At 72.4% G+C, this 21,372-nt stretch carries 11 protein-coding genes; 4 read left to right on the top strand and 7 right to left on the bottom strand.

What is annotated here, in order from left to right; translation table 11 throughout:
* Nucleotides 1-131 precede the first annotated feature (131 nt).
* The 5 genes from ACZ7JZ_RS24870 to ACZ7JZ_RS24850 all read right to left on the bottom strand — a co-directional run bounded on the left by ACZ7JZ_RS24870 (nt 132) and on the right by ACZ7JZ_RS24850 (nt 8,878).
* Entirely contained in the window at nt 132-758 is a 627-nt protein-coding gene (locus ACZ7JZ_RS24870) for a helix-turn-helix domain-containing protein (protein ID WP_470942980.1), read from the bottom strand.
* 291 nt (nt 759-1,049) lie between these two features.
* Complete coding sequence (gene glgB, locus ACZ7JZ_RS24865) at nt 1,050-3,368, bottom strand: 1,4-alpha-glucan branching enzyme (protein ID WP_470942967.1); 2,319 nt, start codon at nt 3,366-3,368, stop codon at nt 1,050-1,052.
* 168 nt (nt 3,369-3,536) lie between these two features.
* Nucleotides 3,537-4,928 (bottom strand): maltokinase N-terminal cap-like domain-containing protein, encoded by a 1,392-nt coding sequence (locus ACZ7JZ_RS24860; protein WP_470942965.1) that lies wholly within the window; start codon nt 4,926-4,928, stop codon nt 3,537-3,539.
* Between the two features lie 216 nt (nt 4,929-5,144).
* Nucleotides 5,145-6,866, bottom strand: a complete 1,722-nt coding sequence (gene treS / locus ACZ7JZ_RS24855; RefSeq protein ID WP_470942964.1) for a maltose alpha-D-glucosyltransferase — start codon at nt 6,864-6,866, stop codon at nt 5,145-5,147.
* Nucleotides 6,866-8,878 carry an alpha-1,4-glucan--maltose-1-phosphate maltosyltransferase gene (locus tag ACZ7JZ_RS24850; RefSeq protein WP_470942962.1) on the bottom strand — a complete coding sequence of 671 codons (2,013 nt, stop codon included), beginning with the start codon at nt 8,876-8,878 and terminating at the stop codon, nt 6,866-6,868. The genes treS and ACZ7JZ_RS24850 overlap by 1 nt, the downstream gene beginning before the upstream one ends.
* Before the next feature lie 522 nt (nt 8,879-9,400).
* On the opposite strand from ACZ7JZ_RS24850, the gene glgP reads away from it, so the two are divergent.
* On the top strand, nt 9,401-12,058 hold the full coding sequence (gene glgP / locus ACZ7JZ_RS24845; protein WP_470942978.1) for an alpha-glucan family phosphorylase: 2,658 nt from the start codon (nt 9,401-9,403) through the stop codon (nt 12,056-12,058).
* A 94-nt stretch (nt 12,059-12,152) separates the two neighbouring features.
* Here glgP and ACZ7JZ_RS24840 read toward each other — a convergent pair whose 3' ends face one another.
* Nucleotides 12,153-14,423, bottom strand: coding sequence for a M4 family metallopeptidase (locus ACZ7JZ_RS24840; RefSeq protein WP_470942960.1), 2,271 nt, complete (start codon nt 14,421-14,423; stop codon nt 12,153-12,155).
* Between the two features lie 383 nt (nt 14,424-14,806).
* Here ACZ7JZ_RS24840 and ACZ7JZ_RS24835 point away from each other — a divergent pair, with 383 nt between their 5' ends.
* Nucleotides 14,807-16,282: a sugar transferase gene (locus tag ACZ7JZ_RS24835; RefSeq protein ID WP_470942959.1), complete on the top strand. Its 1,476-nt coding sequence runs from the start codon at nt 14,807-14,809 to the stop codon at nt 16,280-16,282.
* Nucleotides 16,283-16,300: 18 nt separating this feature from the next.
* Here ACZ7JZ_RS24835 and ACZ7JZ_RS24830 read toward each other — a convergent pair whose 3' ends face one another.
* Nucleotides 16,301-17,245: a GDP-L-fucose synthase family protein gene (locus tag ACZ7JZ_RS24830; protein ID WP_470942958.1), complete on the bottom strand. Its 945-nt coding sequence runs from the start codon at nt 17,243-17,245 to the stop codon at nt 16,301-16,303.
* An 89-nt stretch (nt 17,246-17,334) separates the two neighbouring features.
* Here ACZ7JZ_RS24830 and gmd point away from each other — a divergent pair, with 89 nt between their 5' ends.
* Nucleotides 17,335-18,348, top strand: a complete 1,014-nt coding sequence (gene gmd, locus ACZ7JZ_RS24825) for a GDP-mannose 4,6-dehydratase (protein WP_470942956.1) — start codon at nt 17,335-17,337, stop codon at nt 18,346-18,348.
* Nucleotides 18,349-18,567: 219 nt separating this feature from the next.
* Entirely contained in the window at nt 18,568-21,369 is a 2,802-nt protein-coding gene (locus ACZ7JZ_RS24820) for a CBM96 family carbohydrate-binding protein (protein WP_470942955.1), read from the top strand.
* Nucleotides 21,370-21,372 lie beyond the last annotated feature (3 nt).

Raw genomic sequence — 21,372 nt, 5'->3', positions numbered from 1 at the left:
GCCGCCCGCCGGGCCTCCCGGCCCGGGCCGCAGGGCCCGCCCGCCGGGACCTCCGTCCCCGATCGCGGCGCCGAACGGCCCCGGTTTCCTCCTCCGCGCAGGGGCCGGGGCCGTCCCCGTACCCGCGCCGCTCAGCGCCCGGAGGCCCGCGCCAGCTCCCAGAACCGGTCCACGATCGTGTCGAGGTACTCCCGCCCCGCGTCCCCGCTCCCGGCCTGCCCCCCGCCGGTGCCCCAGCTGAGGGTGGCGACCATGCGGGACTGGTACTCGTCGTACAGCCGCCCCACCACGGACTCCAGCTGCTGCTTCGGCACCGGGATCAGCTTGGCCAGCGGTTTCACGTACGCCTGCCAGCGGGTGGTGACCGCGCTGCGCAGCAGGTCGCCGAGCTCCCCGTCCCGGCCGGTGGCCGTCACGAAGGCGGGCAGGCCCAGCCCCAGCACCTGCGCCAGGGCGGTGGACTGCCGCTCGTTGCCCTTCCAGCGGCCGGAGTCCTCCATCTTCTGGTACGAGCCGGCGTCGAGCCCGACCCGGCGGGCCAGCTCCTCGGGGCTCATCCCGCGGGCGATCCGGTGCTCGCGCAGGGTGGTGGGCTCGGCGAGCAGCTCGCCGGGGGAGCACCACAGGACCCCGGCGAGCGCCGTGATCTCGGATGCCGTGGGGGAGGCGTCGCCGCGCTCCCACGCCATGACCGTCTCGGGGTCGACGCGGATGCCGTACTGGGCGGCCAGGCCGTAGGCGACGTGGCCGGGTGCCATGCCCAGGGCGGCCCGCAGGCGGCGGGCGGCGGCGGCATTGAAGGGGGGGCTGTGGTGCACGAGGCACACGCTAGAGCGGTCCGGCCCCGGCGACTACGGTCTGTTCGGACAAGCTCACAACTCGTAGGAACGTCCTAGGGTTATCGGGGGGTTGGGTCGGATTCCCGGAGACTGTCCGGTAATCGGACCCTCCTGCCGGTGTGCCCCTCCCGGGCCCGCCGCCGCAGACCCCTCACTACCCGGACCGCCGGCTTCCATGCCGCCTCCGCGGCACGGAAGCCGGGCCCGCCCTCAGCCCGCCGGCCGCAGCCAGACCGTGGCCAGGGGCGGCAGGGTCAGGTGCAGGCTCGCGGGCCGGCCGTGGGAGGGCTCGGGCCGGGCGGTGAGGCGGCCCGCCGGGACCACCCCGCTGCCGCCGTACTGCTCCCCGTCCGTGCACAGCACCGGCTCCCAGCAGGGGAAGCGCTCCGGCACCCCGAGCCGGTAGCCGTGCCGGACCACCGGCGAGAAGTTGCTGACGCTCAGCAGCGGGGAGCCGTCGGCCGCGTACCGCAGGAACGCGAACACGTTGTCCTCCGCCCCGTCCGCCTCCACCCACGAGAAGCCCTCGGGCACCGTGTCCTGCTCCCACAGCGCCGGCGCCCCCGCGTACACCGCGTTCAGGTCCCGCACCAGGGCCCGCACCCCGAGGTGGTCGGGGGCCGCCGCGTACGAGGGGTCCAGCAGCCACCAGTCCGGCCCGCTGGCCTCCGCCCACTCGGCCCCCTGCGCGAACTCCTGCCCCATGAACAGCAGCTGCTTGCCCGGATGGGCCCACATGAACCCCAGGTACGCCCGGTGCCCCGCCCGCTGCTGCCACCAGTCGCCCGGCATCTTCGACACCAGCGACCGCTTGCCGTGCACCACCTCGTCGTGCGAGATCGGCAGCACGTAGTTCTCGCTGTACGCGTACACCATCGAGAAGGTCATCTCGTGGTGGTGGTACTTGCGGTGGACCGGCTCGCGGGACACGTACCCGAGGGAGTCGTGCATCCAGCCCATGTTCCACTTCAGCCCGAAGCCGAGGCCGCCGAACCCGCCCGGACCCACGTGGTGCGTGGCGCGGGTGACCCCGTCCCAGGCGGTGGACTCCTCGGCGATGGTCACCACCCCGGGGCAGCGCCGGTAGACGGTCGCGTTCATCTCCTGGAGGAAGGCCACCGCGTCCAGGTTCTCCCGCCCGCCGTGCTCGTTCGGGGTCCACTCGCCGTCCTTGCGCGAGTAGTCCAGGTAGAGCATCGAGGCCACCGCGTCCACCCGCAGCCCGTCGATGTGGAACTCCTCGCACCAGTAGACCGCGTTGGCCACGAGGAAGTTCCGCACCTCCTTGCGCCCGTAGTCGAACTCCAGCGTCCCCCAGTCGGGATGGGCCGCCCGCTGCGGGTCCTGCGGCTCGTACAGCGGCCGCCCGTCGAACTCCGCCAGCGCCCACGCGTCCCGCGGGAAGTGCGCCGGCACCCAGTCGAGGATCACCCCGATCCCGGCCCGGTGCAGCGCGTCCACCAGGAAGCGGAAGTCGTCCGGGGTGCCCAGCCGGGAGGTCGGCGCGTAGAACCCGGTCACCTGGTAGCCCCACGAGCCCCCGAAGGGGTGCTCGGCCACCGGCATCAGCTCCACGTGCGTGAACCCCAGCTCCTTCACGTACGCGGGCAGCTGCTCGGCGAGCTGCCGGTACGTCAGCCCCGGCCGCCAGGAGGCCAGGTGGAGCTCGTACACCGAGAACGGCGAGGCGTGCACCGGCCGCGCCCCGCGTCCGGCCATCCACTGCGCGTCCTCCCACACGTGGTGCGCCCCCGCCACCACCGAGGCGGTGGCGGGCGGCACCTCGGTGTGCCGGGCCATCGGGTCCGCGCGCAGGCTGTGGCTGCCGTCGGGCCCCGCGATGTCGAACTTGTACAGGGCCCCCTCGCCCACCCCCGGCAGGAACAGCTCCCACACCCCGCTGCCCCCGAGCGAGCGCATCGGGGCCGCGGTGCCGTCCCAGTACGAGAAGTCGCCGGTGACGCGCACCCCCTGGGCGTTGGGCGCCCACAGCGTGAACCGGGTGCCGGCCACGCCCTGGTGCTCCATCTCGCGGGCGCCGAGCGCGGTCCACAGCTCCTCGTGCCGGCCCTCCCCGATCAGGTGCAGGTCGAGCTCCCCGAGCGAGGGCAGGAAGCGGTACGGGTCCTGGACCTCGACCTCCCCGTCGGCGTACGCGACGAGGAAGCGGTAGTCGGGCACCTCGGCCAGCGGCAGCAGCCCCGAGAACAGCCCGTCGCCCTCGTCGAGCAGGGGGGTCCGCAGCCCCTTGGCCACCACGGTCACCGACCGCGCGTGCGGGCGCAGTGCCCGGATGGCCACCCCGCCGCGGTGCATCCGGGCGCCGAGCAGGGCGTGCGGGTCGTGGTGGCGGCCTTCGAGGAGGCGGGCGCGCTCCTCCCGGCCCAGGGCGGGGGCGGGCCGCACCGCCCGGCGGCCGGCGGGGGCCCGGCGGGCCGGCGGGGTGCGGGAGCCGGCCGCGGCGGGGCCCTCGGCTGCTGCGGTCGCGGGCGGGGCTGCGGACGGGGACGGCTGACGGGCGGCGCTCACAGGGGTGGCCTCCTCGGGGCTGCGGGGCGGGGGCGGAAGGGGTGCGCGGCGGGGGAACGCCGGTACTGCGGGGCGCACAGGCGGTGCGGGAGAAGCGGGGAGAAGCGGGGAGAAAGGGGAAGCAGGGAGAGCTGGGGAAGCAGAGGGGGGAGACGGGCCGCGGGTGCGCTAAGGCGTGCGCGGGGCGGCCGCCGCGGCGAGCCGGCGGACCGCGGCCAGCGGGACGTGCAGCCAGTCGGGCCGGTGCCGGGCCTCGTACAGCGTCTCGTAGACGGCCTTGTCGGTCTCGAACGCGCGCAACAGCACGGCGTCCTCGCGCGGGTCCCGCCCGGTGGTGGCGGCGTAGCCGGAGCAGAAGGCGTCCCGGCAGGACTCGGCCCAGGCGGGGTCGAAGGGCTGGTGGGAGCGGGCCGCGTAGTCGAAGGAGCGCAGCATCCCGGCGATGTCCTTGACCGCCGGCTCGGGGCGGCGGCGGTCGGCGAGCGGCCGGGCCGGCTCCCCCTCGAAGTCGATGAGGGACCAGTGGCCGCCGGGGGCGCGCAGGGTCTGCCCCAGGTGCAGGTCCCCGTGGATGCGCTGGGCGGGCACCGGCTGCCCGCGGGTCCCGGCGAGGGCGTCGAAGGCAGCCCGCAGCCCGCCCAGGTGCGGGTGCAGTGCGGGCACCTCGCGGGCGGTGGCCGCCAGCCGGGCCGTCATGGCCTGCGCCAGCCGCGCGGTGCGCTCGGGCCCGAGCGAGACGGTGGGCAGGGCCTCGGCGAGGCTGCCGTGCACCTCGGCGGTGGCCCGGCCCAGGGCGTGGGCCTCGGTGGTGAAGGCGTCGCCCGCGCGCAGCCGCCGCAGGGCCAGCTGCCAGCCGTCGTCGGAGTCGCGCAGGAAGGGCTGGAGCACGCCGAGGGTGAGGGGTTCCGAGCCGGGGAGCTCGGCCTCGTACCAGGCGACGGGGGCCGGGACGCGGGCGCAGCCCGCACCGGCCAGGGCTCTGGGCAGTTCCAGGTCGGGGTTGAGCCCGGGGCCGACCCGGCGGAACACCTTGAGGATCAGCGAGTCCCCGTACACCAGGCTGGAGTTGGTCTGCTCCCCGGACAGCGGCCGGGAGGCGGCGGTGGCCGGGATGGCGGCGGCGGGGTCCCGGTCGAAGCGCAGCGGGTGCAGGCTGCCGGGGGTGCGCAACCGTTCCAGCAGCAGGGCCGCGAGCCGGGGGTCCCCGAGCCCCTCGTACACGGTCAGGCCCGCGTACGGGCCGCTCTCGGCGCGGCCGATGAGGGTGGGGGCGAGCGCCGGGGGCAGGGCGGGGCGCAGTCCCAGCAGCAGCTGGTAGCAGTCCTCGTCGATGCCCACCAGCAGGTGCAGCAGGCCGGGGGAGGCGCCGGGCGGCAGCAGTTCCACTGCCGAGACCAGGCGCAGCCGGTGCATCGTGCGCCCCTTGCCCGCGAACCAGCGCTGCCGGGGCAGCCAGGCGCGCAGGAGGGGTTCGAGGGGGCGCAGCGCCCCGGGGGCGGGGTGCGGCCCGGGCGTGCGGCGGCCCGCGGCACGGCTCCGGGCGGAGGAGGCCTCCGACATGGCAATCGCGTCCTTTCCCCGGGCCCGCCAGAATGCGCAGATTGTCCCGGATCACGGCAGTTGCTGTCCGGTCGTGTGCGAGTGTCGGGTCAGGGATGGTCCGTACCGGGACGGCGATTGACCCATTCGCCGCGGAGAGGGTGGAGCAGGAGGGAGCAGCAGGGAGCCGGGAGGGGGCGGGAGGCGGCGGCGGCCGCCTCCGCACCCTCCGGTGCGTCAGGCGCCGGCGCGGGGCCTGCGGGTGCGCTCGGCCCGCAGCCGGAACCAGTAGAAGCCGTGCCCCGCCAGGGTCAGCAGGTACGGCCACTCGCCGACCGGCGGGAAGCGCACCTCACCGGTCAGCTCGACGGGTACCCGGCCTCTGAAGGCCCGCAGGTCCAGCTCGGTGGGCTGGGCGAAGCGGGAGAAGTTGTGCACGCACAGCACGAGGTCGTCCCCGTACTCGCGCAGGAAGGCGAGCACCGCCGGGTTGGAGGAGGGCAGTTCGGTGTACGAGCCCAGGCCGAAGGCGGGGTTCTGCTTGCGGACCTCGATGAGGCGCCGGGTCCAGTGCAGCAGCGAGGAGGGCGAGGTCATCGCCGCCTCCACGTTGGTGACCTGGTAGCCGTGGACCGGGTCCATGATGACCGGCAGGTTCAGCCGTCCCGGGTCGCAGGAGGAGAAGCCGGCGTTGCGGTCGGGGGTCCACTGCATCGGAGTGCGGACCCCGTCGCGGTCGCCCAGCCAGATGTTGTCGCCCATGCCGATCTCGTCCCCGTAGTAGAGGACGGGGGAGCCGGGCAGGGACAGCAGCAGGGCGGTGAACAGCTCGATCTGGTTGCGGTCGTTGTCCAGCAGCGGGGCCAGCCGGCGCCGGATCCCGACGTTGGCCCGCATCCGCGGGTCCTTCGCGTACTCGGCGTACATGTAGTCGCGCTCTTCGTCCGTGACCATTTCGAGGGTGAGCTCGTCGTGGTTGCGCAGGAAGATGCCCCACTGGCAGCCGGAGGGGATGGCGGGGGTCTTGGCGAGGATCTCGGAGACCGGGTGGCGGGACTCCCTGCGCACCGCCATGAAGATCCGCGGCATCACGGGGAAGTGGAACGCCATGTGGCACTCGTCCCCGCCCTTGGAGTAGTCCCCGAAGTAGTCGACCACGTCCTCCGGCCACTGGTTCGCCTCGGCGAGGAGCACGGTGTCGGGGTAGTGCGCGTCGATCTCCTCCCGGACCCGCTTGAGGAAGTCGTGCGTCCGCGGGAGGTTCTCGCAGTTGGTGCCCTCCTCGGCGAAGAGGTACGGGACCGCGTCCAGCCGGAACCCGTCGATGCCGAGGTCCAGCCAGAACTTCAGGGCCGACAGCACCTCCTCCTGGACCGCCGGGTTCTCGTAGTTGAGGTCGGGCTGGTGGGAGAAGAAGCGGTGCCAGTAGTACTGCTTGCGGACCGGGTCGTAGGTCCAGTTGGAGGTCTCCGTGTCCACGAAGATGATCCGGGCGTCCTGGTACTGCTTGTCGTCGTCGGCCCACATGTAGTAGTCGCCGTACGGGCCGTCCGGGTCCGACCGGGACTGCTGGAACCACTCGTGCTGGTCGCTGGTGTGGTTCATGACGAAGTCGATGACCACCCGCATCCCGCGCTGGTGGGCGGCGTCGACGAACTCCACGAAGTCCGCGAGGTCCCCGAACTCGGGCAGTACGGAGGTGTAGTCCGAGACGTCGTAACCGCCGTCGCGCAGCGGGGACTTGAAGAACGGCGGCAGCCAGAGGCAGTCCACGCCCAGCCACTGGAGGTAGTCGAGCTTGGCGGTCAGGCCCTTCAGGTCGCCCACGCCGTCGCCGTTGCTGTCGTGGAAGGACCGGACCAGCACCTCGTAGAAGACCGCCCGCTTGAACCAGTCGGGGTCGCGGTCCTTGGCGGGGGTGTCCTCGAAGGTGTCGTGGACGGGGTCGTTGATCATCATCAGGCGGGTGACCCTCCGGTCGATCCGGTCGACGGGGACGGGCGCAGGGCGGCGAGCACGTGCGCCGGCCGGCGTCCCGGTTCCAGGCGTACGTAGTTCGCCCTGCCCCAGTGGTACGTCTCGCCGGTGAGCTCGTCGCGCACTGCGAGGGACCCGTGCCAGTCGAGGCCGAGTGCCGGCATGTCCAACGAGACGGTCGCCTCCTGGGTGTGGTGCGGGTCCAGGTTGACGACCACCAGTACGGTATTGCGCCCGCCCGGCCCCTCCGCCGCCTTCGAATAGGCGATCACCGCCTCGTTGTCCGTCTCGTGGAAGCGGATGTCGCGCAGCTGCTGGAGCGCCGGGTTGCGGCGGCGCAGCCGGTTCAGCGCGGTGATCAGCGGGGCGATGCTGCGGCCCTCGCGCTCGGCCGCCTCCCAGTCCCGCGGCCGCAGCTCGTACTTCTCCGAGTCGAGGTACTCCTCGCTGCCCTCGCGTAGCGGGGTGTTCTCGCACAGCTCGTAGCCGGCGTAAACACCCCAGGTGGGGGAGAGGGTGGCGGCCAGCACGGCCCGGGCCTCGAAGGCGGGCCGGCCGCCGTGCTGGAGGTACGCGTGCAGGATGTCGGGGGTGTTGACGAAGAAGTTCGGGCGCATCACCGCGGCCGAGTCCTCGTGCGCCAGTTCGGTCACGTACTCCGTCAGCTCCTGCTTGGTGTTGCGCCAGGTGAAGTAGGTGTACGACTGCTGGAAGCCGACGGCGGCCAGCGCCCGCATCATCGCCGGGCGGGTGAAGGCCTCCGCCAGGAAGATGACGTCCGGGTCGGCCTTGTTGACCTCCGAGATCACCCGCTCCCAGAAGACCACCGGCTTGGTGTGCGGATTGTCCACCCGGAAGATGCGCACCCCGTGGTCCATCCAGTACCGCAGGACGCGCACCGTCTCCCGGACCAGCCCGTCCATGTCCCGGTCGAAGTCGATCGGGTAGATGTCCTGGTACTTCTTCGGCGGGTTCTCCGCGTAGGCCACCGTCCCGTCCGGCCGGTGGCGGAACCACTCCGGGTGCTTCTCCACCCACGGGTGGTCCGGGGAGCACTGCAGGGCGAAGTCCAGCGCGATCTCCATCCGCAGGTCCCGGGCGCGGGCCACGAAGCGGTCGAAGTCCTCGATCGTGCCCAGGTCCGGGTGGACCGCGTCGTGCCCGCCCTCCGGGGAGCCGATGGCCCAGGGCACGCCCACGTCGTAACGGCCCGCGGACAGGGAGTTGTTGGGGCCCTTGCGGTGCGACTGCCCGATCGGGTGGATCGGCGGCAGGTAGACCACGTCGAAGCCCATCGCGGCCACGGCGGGCAGGCGTTCGGCAGCCGTGCGGAAGGTGCCGCTCACCGGCGGGCCGTCCTGCGGCACCACCGCCCCCTCGGAGCGCGGGAAGAGCTCGTACCAGGACCCGTACAGGGCCCGGCGCCGCTCCACCACCAGCGGCAGCGGCTTCGAGGCGGTCACCAGCTCCCGGTACGGGCGGGCCGCGAAGGCCGCGTCCACCGCCGGGGTCAGGGCCGCCGCCAGCCGGGCCGCCGCCGGCCGGTCCGGGTCCCGCATCGCGTCGGCCGCCGCGAGCACGTGCTCCCGGCCGTCCTTCTTCGGGATCTTCGCGGCCGCCCGCTCGTACAGCTCGGCGCCCTCGACGAGCACCAGGTCGGCGTCGATCCCCGCGGGGACCTTGATCTGGGCCAGCCGCCGCCAGGTCGCGACCGGGTCGCTCCAGGCCTCGACGGTGTACGTCCACCGGCCCTCGGCGGCGGCACTGATCCGGGCGCCCCAGCGGTCCGTGCCGGGGGCCAGTTCTCGCATGGGTACGGGCGGTTGCAGCCGGCCCTGTGGATTGCGCAGCACGAGATGCGCCGAGACCGCCTCGTGCCCCTCGCGGAACACCGTGGCGCTCACCTCGAACACCTCGTCCACCACCGCTTTCGCGGGCCGAGTGCCGCAGTCGACGGCAGGGCGGACGTCCAGCACGGGAATGCGACCGATCATGAGATCACCTGGGGGTTGTGTCGGGTACCGACAGCAGGGCACGTACGGGTGAAGCCGGTGGCCCGGGGGACGCGGAGCCGGGGGGTGCCGCTCGGTGCGCTGCTCGCTCTGTTTCTAGCCGCTCAGTCGGCGGCAGGGCTGCGGGCATGGCCGCTCCTGTCCGCGTTCACTCGGGTGGCGGGATTGGAGGGGAGTCGGGTGTGCCGTGCGCTCGTACCCGTGGAGCCCTTCCCTCCGCAGGGGGCGGGCAATCCGGCTTCGGTCACCTACTCGAAGGTAGTCCGTGTGCTCCCGGGGGGCGGGGCGCGCGGACATGCCGAGGGCCCGTTCTGCAGGCCTTTTCGGGCGGCCTATGCCCCGGCCCGCAGGGCCGCGCCCGGCCCCCTCGGGCGGGCGCCCCGCCCGCCGGACGGCCCCAGGATTGGCGGCCCCGGATCCTGGAGAGGCTTGCTCGGGTGAAGCCCGGGGGCACAGCGCCGTGCGTCCGCTCCGAACCGCACTTCCCCTGCAAAGGTGGAACACGTGAAGGCCATCCGTCGATTCACCGTGCGCCCCGTCCTGCCGGAACCCCTGCTGCCGCTCCACGACCTCGCGCGCAACCTGCGCTGGTCCTGGCACGCGGAAACGAGAGAACTCTTCCAATCCGTCGACCGGGAGGGGTGGCAGCGCGCGGGCGGCGACCCCGTCCGCCTGCTCGGCTCCGTCTCCGCCGACCGGCTCGCCGAACTGGCCCGGGACCGCCGCTTCCTGCGCCGCCTCGCGGCCGCCGCCGCCGACCTCGACGACTACCTGGGCGGCGAACGCTGGTACCAGGCCCACGAGGACCCCGCCCGCCTGCCCGCAGCCATCGCCTACTTCTCCCCCGAATTCGGCATCACCGCCGCCCTGCCCCAGTACTCCGGAGGTCTCGGCATCCTCGCCGGCGACCACCTCAAGGCCGCCAGCGACCTCGGCGTCCCCCTGATCGGCGTCGGCCTGCTCTACCGGCACGGCTACTTCCGCCAGAGCCTGTCCCGCGAGGGCTGGCAGCAGGAGCACTACCCGGTGCTCGACCCCAACGAGCTGCCCCTCGCCCTGCTGCGCCGCGCCGACGGCGCCCCCGTGCGCATCAGCCTCACCCTGCCCGCCGGGCGCGCCCTGCACGCCCACGTCTGGCAGGCCCGCGTGGGCCGCGTACCCCTGCTGCTCCTCGACTCGGACGTGGAGGACAACGACTCCGCCGCCCGCGAGGTGACCGACCGGCTCTACGGGGGCGGCAGCGACCACCGGCTGCTCCAGGAGATGCTGCTCGGCATCGGCGGGGTGCGCGCCGTACGCGAGTACTGCGCGCTCACCGGCCACCCGGCCCCCGAGGTCTTCCACACCAACGAGGGCCACGCGGGCTTCCTCGGGCTGGAGCGCATAAGGGAACTGGAGGGGGAGGGCCTCGGCTTCGAGGCCGCCGTCGAGGCCGTCCGCGCCGGGACGGTGTTCACCACCCACACCCCCGTGCCCGCCGGCATCGACCGCTTCGACCGCTCCCTGGTCGCCCGGCACTTCGGCGAGGGCGGCGAACTCGCCGGGATCCCCGTCGAACGCATCCTGGAACTGGGCCGGGAGACCTACCCCGGCGGCGACCCCGGCGTCTTCAACATGGCCGTCATGGGACTGCGCCTGGCCCAGCGGGCCAACGGGGTCTCCACCCTGCACGGGGCCGTCAGCCGCGAGATGTTCGCCGGCCTGTGGCCCGGGTTCGACCCCGCGGACGTCCCCATCACCTCCGTCACCAACGGGGTCCACGCCCCGACCTGGGTGGCCCCCGAGGTGGTCCGCCTCGGCGCCCGCCAGATCGGGGCCGGCCGCACCGAGGACGCCCTGTCCGTCGGCGGCTCCCCGCGCTGGGACGCCGTGGCCGACATCCCCGACCACGAGATCTGGGACCTGCGCCGGGTCCTGCGCGAACAGCTCGTGCAGGAGGTCCGCGAGCGGCTGCGCGCCTCCTGGCGCCAGCGCGGGGCCGGGGCCGCCGAGCTGGGCTGGATCGAGGGGGTGCTCGACCCCGACGTGCTCACCATCGGCTTCGCCCGCCGGGTGCCCTCGTACAAGCGGCTCACCCTCATGCTGCGCGACCCGGAGCGGCTGCGCCGGCTGCTGCTGGACCCGGACCGGCCCGTGCAGATCGTGGTCGCGGGCAAGGCGCACCCCGCCGACGACGGGGGCAAGCGGCTGGTCCAGGAGCTGGTGCGGTTCGCGGACGATCCGCGGGTGCGCCACCGGATCGTCTTCCTGCCCGACTACGGCATGGCCATGGCCCAGAAGCTCTACCCGGGCTGCGACGTCTGGCTGAACAACCCGCTGCGCCCGCTGGAGGCCTGCGGCACCAGCGGGATGAAGGCCGCCCTGAACGGCTGCCTCAACCTGTCCGTGCTGGACGGCTGGTGGGACGAGTGGTTCGAGCCGGACTTCGGCTGGGCCATCCCCACGGCCGACGGGCACGGCACGGACGAGGACCGCCGGGACGACGCCGAGGCCGCGGCCCTGTACGAGCTGATCGAGCAGCGGGTCGCCCCCCGGTTCTACGACCGGGCCGGCGCGGCCGCCCTGCCCGCCCGCTGGATCGAGATGGTGCGCCGGACCCTGGTCTCGCTGGGGCCCAAGGTGCTGGCGGGCCGGATGGTGCGCGAGTACGTGGAGCGGCTGTACGCGCCCGCGGCGCTCGCCCACCGGGCCCTGGACCCGGAGGCGGCCCGCGGGCTCGCCGCCTGGAAGGCCCGGGTGCGGGCCGCCTGGCCGCAGGTGGCGGTGCACCACGTGGAAGCGGGTGCGGCGGCTGCGGCGGCCGCGGCCCCCGGTGCGGTCAACGGCACCGCCGAGCTGGGCGGCACCCTGACCCTGCGGGTGCAGGTGGCCCTCGACGCGCTGGCCCCGGAGGAGGTGGAGGTGCAGGCCGTGGCGGGCCGGGTGGACGCGCAGGACGTGATCGCGGACGCCCGCACCTTCCCGCTGAAGCCCGCCTCCGGGCCGGACCTGGAGGGCCGATGGCTGTACGAGGGCCCGCTCGCCCTCGACCGCACCGGGCCCTTCGGGTACACCGTGCGGGTCCTGCCCGCGCACCCGCTGCTGGCGAGCCCGGCCGAGCTGGGCCTGGTCGCCGCCCCGCCGGACGGGAGCGGGGACGGGCCGGGCGTGGTGCTGAGGTAGCGCTGCGCGGCGCCGTGCGCGCGAACGGCCCGGGGACTCGGATCCCCGGGCCGTTCCTCTGCTGCCGTGTGCTCCTGCTGGTGGCGCCGCCCTCTTAGAAGGTCAGCTTCCAGCTGTTGATGTAGCCCGTGTCCAGGGACGCGGCGTCACGGACCCGGAGCTTCCAGGTGCCCTGGGCCGCCTCGGAGGAGGCGTTCACCGTGAAGGACTGCACGATGTTGTCCGCGCTGCCGCCGGTGCGGTTGCGCAGGTTGTACACCGAGCCGTCGGGGGCCACGAGGTCCACGACCAGGTCACCGACGTACGTGTGGACGATGTTGACGTCCACCTTCAGCGCGGCCGGGGCGTTGCCGGTGCGCGTGACGTTGATCGGGGACTCCACGGTCGCGTTGTCGCTGATCGTGTAGTCGGTCGTGTTCTCGAAGACGTTCGGCTGGGTGGTGCCGACGGTCCACGGGAAGGAGGCGGTCCCGGTCTGGTTGGCCGAGTCCGTCACCGTGACGGTCGCGCTGTAGGTGCCGGCGGTGTTCGCCGTACCCGTGATCAGACCCGTGGAGGAGTTGATCGACAGGCCGGTGGGCAGGCCGGAGGCGGCGTAGCTGAGCGCACCGGCGTTGCTGCTGCTGGCCTGGACCTGCAGGTTCACGGCGCTGCCGGTGACGGTGCTCTGCGGGCCGGGGTTGGTGACCGTGACCCCGTTGGGGATGCGGGCGCCGACGTTCACGCCCGCCCAGGCGTTCGCCACGTTGTTGTACGTGACCGAGCCCTGGCCGTACAGGTCGGCCGCGGCCTTCAGGGTCTGGACCCGGGCGTCCGCGTAGTTGGTGTTGGACTTGAAGTAGCCCACGGTCAGTGCGCGGAACCAGATCTTCTCGGCGGCGGCGCGGCCGATCGCGGTCACCGGCAGGCCGTCGGAGGTCGGCGAGTCGTAGCTCACGCCGTTGACGACCTTCTGGCCGCTGCCCTCGGAGGCCAGGTAGAACCAGTGGTTGGCCGGGCCCGAGGAGTAGTGGACGTCGATGCTGCCGATGCCCGAGTACCAGGCGTCCTTGGAGGAGCCGTCCCTGCTCGGCTTGTCCATGTAGCGCAGCGGGGTGCCGTTGCCGCGGATGTCGATCTTCTCGCCGACCAGGTAGTCGCCGACGTCCTGCGGGTTGTTGGCGTAGAACTCGACGGCCGCCGCCATGATGTCGGAGGTCGCCTCGTTCAGGCCGCCGGACTCACCGCTGTAGGTCATGTTGCCGGTGACCGAGGTGAGGCCGTGGGTCATCTCGTGGGCGGCCACGTCGATGGAGGTCAGCGGCTTGGCGTTGCCTTCGCCGTCTCCGTACGTCATGCAGAAGCAGGAGTCCTGCCAGAAGGCGTTCACGTAGTTGTTGCCGTAGTGCACGCGGGTGTACGGGGACACTCCGTCGTTGCGCAGGCCGTTGCGGCCGTGCACGTTCTTGTAGTAGTCCCAGGTCAGCGCGGCGCCGTAGTGGGCGTCGGCGGCCGCGGTCTCCAGGTTGGACGGCAGGCCGTTGCCCCAGACGTCGTCCGGGCCGGAGAAGAGGGTCCCGGTGCCGGAGGTGCCGCGGTTGAGGTTGTACGTCTTGTGGTTGCCGCGGGTGGCGTCGGTCAGGTTGTAGGTGCTGCCCGACTGCGAGGTGCCGAGGGTGACCTGGCCGGTGTACATGGTGTTGCCGGTGCCGGTCTCGACGCCCTGCCACTCGGCGATCTTCGCGCCGGTCTCGGCGTGCGTGATCACGTGCAGTTCGTTGGGGGTGCCGTCGTGCTGGAGTCCGCCGACCACCGTCTCGAAGGCGAGGACCGGGGTGCCGTCGGCGGCCCAGATCACCTTGCGGGCGGCGCGGGAGGCCTTGGTGTCCTTCGAGCCCTCGGCCTTCGCGGCGGCCAGCGCCTGCTTCTCGGCGGCGGCCGGGGCCACCGACGGGCTGAGGTCGGCGACCGCGATGCTGCGCTGGGTGGCCTTGGTGACCGACTGGGTCACCCCGTCCTTGGCGTGGACGGTCAGGTCGCCGCCGAGGACGGGCAGGCCGTTGAAGGTCCGCTCGTAGGTCGTGTGGGTGGTGCCGTCCGCGTCCTTGGCGACATCGCGGACGACGAGCTTCTCGCCGCCGGCCAGCCGCAGCTGCTTGGCGGCGGCCGCGGTGCCGGCCGAGGCCTCGGCTATGAGCGAGGCGCGCTGGGACGGGGTGAGCTTGACCGTTGCCTTGCCCGGGTTGGGCTTCGGCGCCGCGACGGCGGCCTGCGACGCGGTGGCGTCGGCGGTGGCCGTACCGGTCTGGATGCCGACGGCAAGCATGGCTGCGGCGGCAACGAGGGCGCCGGCGGCGGTGGCGCGCCGCTGGGGGGTGGCTCTCAACGCAGACTCCTTCTGCAAGGGGGGTTCGGCAGGCTGGGTGGGCCGCCGGGCAGAGCGAGGGCGGTGCGTGGAACGGAGTGAAGAGTGCCACCCGAGATGTCGTATGTCAGGGCCGCGTCAAATGATTGGCCGGAAACGGTTCGTTGTCCGAAGATGCATGTCCGCTATACGAACAATTCACCTTCATGTGAGAAGGGTCGTTCCGCTATCCGGAATGAGAGGTACCGCCCGTTAACGAACGTGCAACGAGGGATCTCGTTCGCGTAAACGGCGATTACCGTACGGGTGTTTGTCGTACTGTTTCCCGGTGCATCGGCAGCACGTCGCCGGGGGAAGCGACGAGCGTGCCGCACGGCCGACCAATCAACGTGCCAGGGGGGCCCATGAGGCATGTTCACCTTCCCGCTCCACGAGTGGCCAGATCAGGACCTGTGTCAGAAGTGAACCGCCGAGGCCTCGCCGACAAGGCCCGCTGGTACCTGCCCGCCGCGCTGACCGCCGACTTCATCGGAGCGGGCATACCGGTGGCCCTGGTCTTCGACGCCGCGCGCCAGGCGCGCCCGCTGTACTGCGCCCTCGGCGCCGCCCTGGCGTGGACCGGAGTGCAGGCGCTGCGCCGCCGCTACGCCGCGCGTTCGCTGGGCGAATCCCGCGGGGTGCTGCCCGTACTCCACGACTGGCTGATTCTGATCGGTGTCCTCGCCGTGGCCCGGGCCGCCACCGACGAGAGCACCCCGCGGCTGGCCGCCCTGGGCGCCCTCGTCCCGGCCCTCCTGATCACCGTCGCCTGCCACAAGCTCACCTACCGGCACCTGAGCGCCGCCCGCCGCGAGGCCCAGGCCGTCAGCCGGGTCCTGGTCGTGGCCGAGCCCGGCGCCGCCGAGAGCGTCATCGGCCACCTCGCCGCCCGCACCGACCACCCGTACGTCGTCGTCGGCGTCATCCCGGTCGGTACGGGCGCCCTCACCAGCGGGGTCCCCGAGGCCGCGCGGATCGCCGCCGAGATGCCCGAGGCCCTCGCCGGGGACTCCGACGCCGTCCTCGCGGCCGTCTCCCAGTACCACGCGGACCTCGTCCTGGTCGCGCCCGGAGCCCGGATCGCCGGGGAGCGGCTGCGCCGGGTCGCCTGGGCCCTGCACGACGCCGGGCTGGAGCTCGCCGTCTTCCCCGGGCTCGTCGAGGTCTCGCCCAAGCGGCTGGAGACCCTCTCCGCGGGCGGCCTCGCCGTGCTCCGCGTGGCCCCGCCGGTCAGCCGCGGGGTGCAGCCGGTGCTCAAGACCCTGCTGGACCGGGTCGGCGCCGGGCTCGGGCTGCTCGTCCTCGCCCCCGTCTTCCTCGCCATCGTCGCCGCCATCCGCTTCGGCTCCGCCGGCCCCGCCTTCTACCGCCAGCAGCGCATCGGCCGCGGCGGCGCGCCCTTCACCATGTGGAAGTTCCGCACGATGGTCGTCGACGCGGACCGGCTCAAGACCGAGCTCGCGGGCGCCAACGAGAACGACGGGCACATGTTCAAGATGCGCCGCGACCCCCGGGTCACGGCCGCCGGCCGGCTGCTGCGCCGCACCTCGCTGGACGAGCTGCCCCAGCTGATCAACGTGCTCGTCGGCGACATGTCCCTGGTCGGCCCGCGGCCGCCGCTGCCCGAGGAGGTGGCGGAGTACGACGAGGTCGAGCTCCGGCGGCTCACCGTGCGCCCCGGCATGACCGGGCTGTGGCAGATCAGCGGCCGCTCGGACCTCTCCTGGGACGAGACCATCCAGCTCGACCTCCAGTACGTCGACAACTGGTCCTTCACCAGCGACGTCGACGTGGTGGCCCGTACGTTCCGCGCCGTCGTCGACGGCCGCGGAGCGTACTGAGAGGCCCTGCCCGTGAGATCAGCCCTGCTCGCGCCACCACCGGTAGGTGGCCTCGATCCCGTCCCGCAGCGGGACCGCGGGCTTCCAGCCCAGGGAGGTCAGGCGCGTGACGTCCAGCAGCTTGCGGGGGGTGCCGTCCGGCTTCCCGGTGTCCCAGGCCAGCCGGCCGCGGAAGCCGGTCACGTCGGCGACGGTCTCCGCGAGCTCCCGGATGGTCAGGTCCTCACCGCAGCCGATGTTCACCGGCTCGTCCCCGTCGTAGGAGCCCAGCAGCACCAGGCAGGCCGCCGCCAGGTCGTCCACGTGCAGGAACTCCCGGCGCGGGGTGCCCGAGCCCCACAGCACCACCTCGTCGCGCCCCTCCGCCGCCGCCTCGTGGAAGCGCCGGATGAGCGCCGGCAGCACGTGCGAGGTCTCCAGGTCGAAGTTGTCGCCCGGACCGTAGAGGTTCGTCGGCATGGCCGAGATGTACGAGGCCCCGTACTGCTTGCGGTACGACTGGATCTGGACGATGCCGGCGATCTTGGCCAGTGCGTAGGCCTCGTTCGTCGGCTCCAGCGGCCCGGTCAGCAGCGAGTCCTCGCTGATCGGCTGCGGGGCCAGCTTCGGGTAGATGCACGAGGACCCGAGGAACAGCAGCCGGCCGACCCCGGCGGCGTGCGCCCCGGCGATCACGCTCAGCTGGATCTTGAGGTTGTCCTCCAGGAACTGCACCGGGTAGGTGCTGTTCGCCATGATGCCGCCGACCTTGGCGGCGGCGAGGACCACGGCGTCCGGCCGGGTGTCCTGGAGGAAGGCCGCGGTCGCGGCGGCGTCGCGGAGGTCGAGCTCCGCCCGGGTGCGGGTGATGACCTCGTGGCCCTCGGCGGTCAGCCGCCGGGCGACCGCGGATCCCACGAGGCCGCGGTGGCCCGCGACGAAGACGCGGGCATGCGTGGGCAGGTACGGCAGCGATGCAGTCATAGACCGGATCATGCCAGGCCCGCTCCGACCGCTGGGGACGAACCCCGCAATTCTGTACGAACCACACACTCTCCCTGGGGGAACCGCCCATGAGCAAGACAGCGCTGATCACCGGAGTCACCGGGCAGGACGGCTCGTACCTCGCCGAACTGCTGCTCTCCAAGGGCTACACGGTGCACGGTCTCGTGCGGCGGTCGTCCAGCTTCAACACCGAGCGCATCGACCACGTCTACCAGGACCCGCAGACGGCCAACCGCTCCTTCGTGCTGCACCACGCGGATCTGTCCGACGGCGTGGCCCTCGTGAACCTGCTGCGCGACATCCAGCCCGACGAGGTCTACAACCTCGGCGCCCAGTCCCACGTCCGCGTCTCCTTCGACGCCCCGCTCTACACGGGCGACGTGACCGGCCTCGGCGCCCTGCGCCTGCTGGAGGCCATCCGCGCCTCGGGCGTCGACACCCGCATCTACCAGGCCTCGTCCTCGGAGATGTTCGGCGCCACCCCGCCGCCGCAGAACGAGGCGACCCCCTTCCACCCGCGCAGCCCGTACGGCGCCGCGAAGGTCTTCGCGTACTGGGCCACGGTGAACTACCGCGAGGCCTACGACATGTTCGCGGTCAACGGGATCCTCTTCAACCACGAGTCCCCCCGCCGCGGCGAGACCTTCGTGACCCGCAAGATCACCCGCGCCGTGGCCCGGATCAAGCACGGCCTCCAGGACAAGCTCTACCTCGGCAACCTCGACGCCGTCCGCGACTGGGGCTACGCCCCCGAGTACGTGGACGCGATGTGGCGGATGCTCCAGCAGGACGAGCCGACCGACTACGTGGTCGCCACCGGCGTGCCCGCCACCGTCCGCCAGTTCCTGGAGTCCTCCTTCGCCCACGCGGGCCTGGACTGGAACGAGCACGTGCTCTACGACGCCAAGTACGAGCGCCCCAGCGAGGTCGACGCACTCATCGGCGACGCGGGCAAGGCCCGTGACCTGCTCGGCTGGAAGCCGACGGTCCTGGTGGACGAACTGGCGCAGATCATGGTCGACGCGGACCTCAAGCAGGTGGCGGACCAGTTGGCCGGGGTCGCCGTACGGATCGACCGCTGACCCCCTAGAGTTTGGGCATGTTCCGGTCACCGTCTCCCGGTGGTGGCTGGAACGTGTCGCCATATGTCCGCAGTACACCGATTCGCTCGTGCCCCTTGGTATGCAATGGGTCAAGCGGGGTGACCGGGCCCTCCCCTGAGCCCTACTCTGCGCCAGTACATATGGCTGTTCGTCGATTTCCAGCCATTCAGAAACCGGGCACTGTGCCCTGGGGGGCTCATGCGTAGATCCAGAGGGCTGACCGCAGCCCTCGTCCTCTCCCTCGCCGGCGCCGGCACCGGCATCGGCATCATGGTGATGCCGGAGGCTTCCGCCATCACCTCGCCGGTGGCCTTCACCGCCGACGACCTGCCCACCTGGCAGCCCAACGGCATCGTCTTCGCGATGGCCGAGGCCGCGGGCACCGTCTTCGCGGGCGGCACCTTCTCGGAGGTGGCCCCGCCCGAGGGCGGCGCCGGCACCGCGCAGGACGCCGTGAACTTCGTGGCGCTCGACGCCGCGACCGGCGCCCCGACCGCCTGCAAGCTCTCCTTCACCGTCGGAGAGGGCACCGCCACCGTGCGCGCCCTGAAGGTGTCCGAGGACGAGAAGACGCTCTACGCGGGCGGCTACTTCGGCGCGGTCAACGGCACGCCGGTCAGCAGCGTCGCCGCGATCGACATAGCCAGCTGCACCCCCAAGGCCGACTTCCACCCGGCCTTCCCCGCCACGGTCCGCGCGCTCGCCCTCGGCGGCGGCTCGCTCTACGCCGCCGGCGACTTCGGCTTCGTCGAGGGCCAGACCCGCGAGCGGTTCGCCGCGGTCGACGCCGCGACCGGCGCCCTGAAGCCCTTCACCGCCAACGCGGACGAGCCGGGCCGGGCCGTCGAGGTCACCCCCGACGGCAAGAACGTGATCATCGGCGGCGACTTCTTCCAGGTCAACGGTGCGAACTCGCACGCCCTCGCCGTGGTCAAGGCCGACACCGGGCAGCTCACCAAGGCCTACCCGAACGGCTTCTTCCCGACCAACTCCGTCGTCAAGCACATCGCCACCGACGAGGAGGGCGGCTTCTACACCGGCAACGAGGGCTCCGGCGGCGGCGTCTTCGACGGCCGCGCCGCGCTGAACCTCAGCGACTTCACCGAGAAGTGGCGCGACCGCTGCCTGGGCGCCACCCAGTACGTCCTCCCCTACCAGGGCGTCCTGTACAGCTCCTCGCACGCGCACGACTGCTCGACCGAGCTGGAGTTCCCCGACGGCAAGCGCCACTTCCTGCTCGCGCAGCCCACCAACCACACCGGCGCAGCCCCCGCGCCCGTGGGCGGCTACGTGCGCGGCCCCGGCAAGCTCGGCTGGCACCCCACCGCCAACGACGGCATCGGCGAGGGCATCGGCCCGCGCGTGATGAGCATCTCGGAGAAGAACGGCGTCAAGTACATGTGGGTCGGCGGTGAGTTCACGCTGATCAACGGCAAGGCCCAGCAGGCCCTGACCCGCTTCGCCTCCACCGGCGACGTCGGCGCGCCCACCGTCCCGCTCGCCAGCGCGTCCAGCGTCAAGCCCGGTGAGGTCCAGGTCCGCTGGCGCACCAGCTACGACGCCGACGACAGCAAGCTGACGTACCGCATCTACCGCAACGGCTCGGCGACCCCGATCGCCACCGTCACGGCCTCCTCGCTGGAGTGGGAGCGCCCGCAGGCCTCCTGGAACGACACCACCGTCCAGGCCGGCCAGTCCTACACCTACCGGGTGCGCGCCACCGACGCCGCGGGCAACGCCAGCGCGCTGTCCTCGACCGCCTCGGTCACCGTCCCCGGCTCGGTCCAGACGTACCCGAACCAGGTGCGCGCCGACGGCGCCAACCTGTACTGGCGCTACGACGACCTGGTCCACCCGTACGTCGCGGACTCCTCGGCCGCCGGCAACCACAGCGGCATCCACCTGAACGCGCCCACCCTGCGCCAGGCCCCCGGCGCGGTCACCGGAGCCAGCACGGCCCTCGGCTTCAACGGCACCAGCCAGCAGGTGTACAGCGACCGCCGCACCGGCGTCGGCAGCACGTACACGCTGGAGACCTGGTTCAAGACCAGCACCACGCGCGGCGGCAAGCTGATCGGTTTCGGGAACAACACCACCCGCAACAGCAGCTCGTACGACAAGCAGATCTACATGACCAACTCCGGTCGTCTGATCTTCGGCGTGTACAACGGCTCCACCCGCACCGTCTCCTCCGGCCTCGGCCTGTTCGACCCGTCGTACAACGACAACAAGTGGCACCACGTGGTCGCCACCCAGGGTCCCTCGGGCATGGCGCTGTACGTGGACGGCCAGCTCAGGGGCACCCTGGGCAGCGCCACCACGCACAACGACTACCCCGGCTACTGGCACGTCGGCGGCGACAACCTGTCCAGCTGGCCGAGCCGCCCGACGAGCAACTTCTTCGCCGGGCAGATCGACGAGACGGCCGTCTACCCGACCGTGCTCACCCAGGCCCAGGTCCAGAACCACTACAACCTGGCGAAGGCCCCCTCCGAGTCGGTCTCCAAGGTCACCCCGACCGAGGACACCTACGTCAACCAGGGTGCCCCGAGCGCGTCCTACGGCACGTCCACCTCGATGGCCGTCCGCGGCAGCGGCTCGCTCTACCAGTCGTACCTGCGCTTCAACCTCCCGGCCGCCCCGGCGGGCCAGGTGCTGAAGAGCGCGTCCCTGCAGTTCAAGACCTCCACGGCGGCGAACTCCGGCACGGTGGACACCGTCTCGGTGGTCCCGTTCGACGCGGCCTGGAGCGGTACGACCACCTACAACACCCGCCCGGCGGTCGGCACCGGGGCCATCGGCTCCGTCGCCGGGGTCGCCGAGGGCTCGGCCGTCCACAGCGTGGACCTGGACAAGGCGGCCGTCTCGGCGGCGCTCGGCACCACCGGGTACAGCCTCGCCCTGGTCAGCAACGGCACCGACCCGCTGTGGCTCTGGTCCTCGGAGTCCACCGCCTCGGAGGCCGCGCCGCAGCTCGTCCTCACCTTCGGACCGCAGTAACAG

The organism is Streptomyces sp. NPDC038213 (assembly GCF_055600495.1).
Note: the sequence above shows the minus strand (reverse complement) of the source record. Positions and strands in the feature narration are given on the sequence as shown.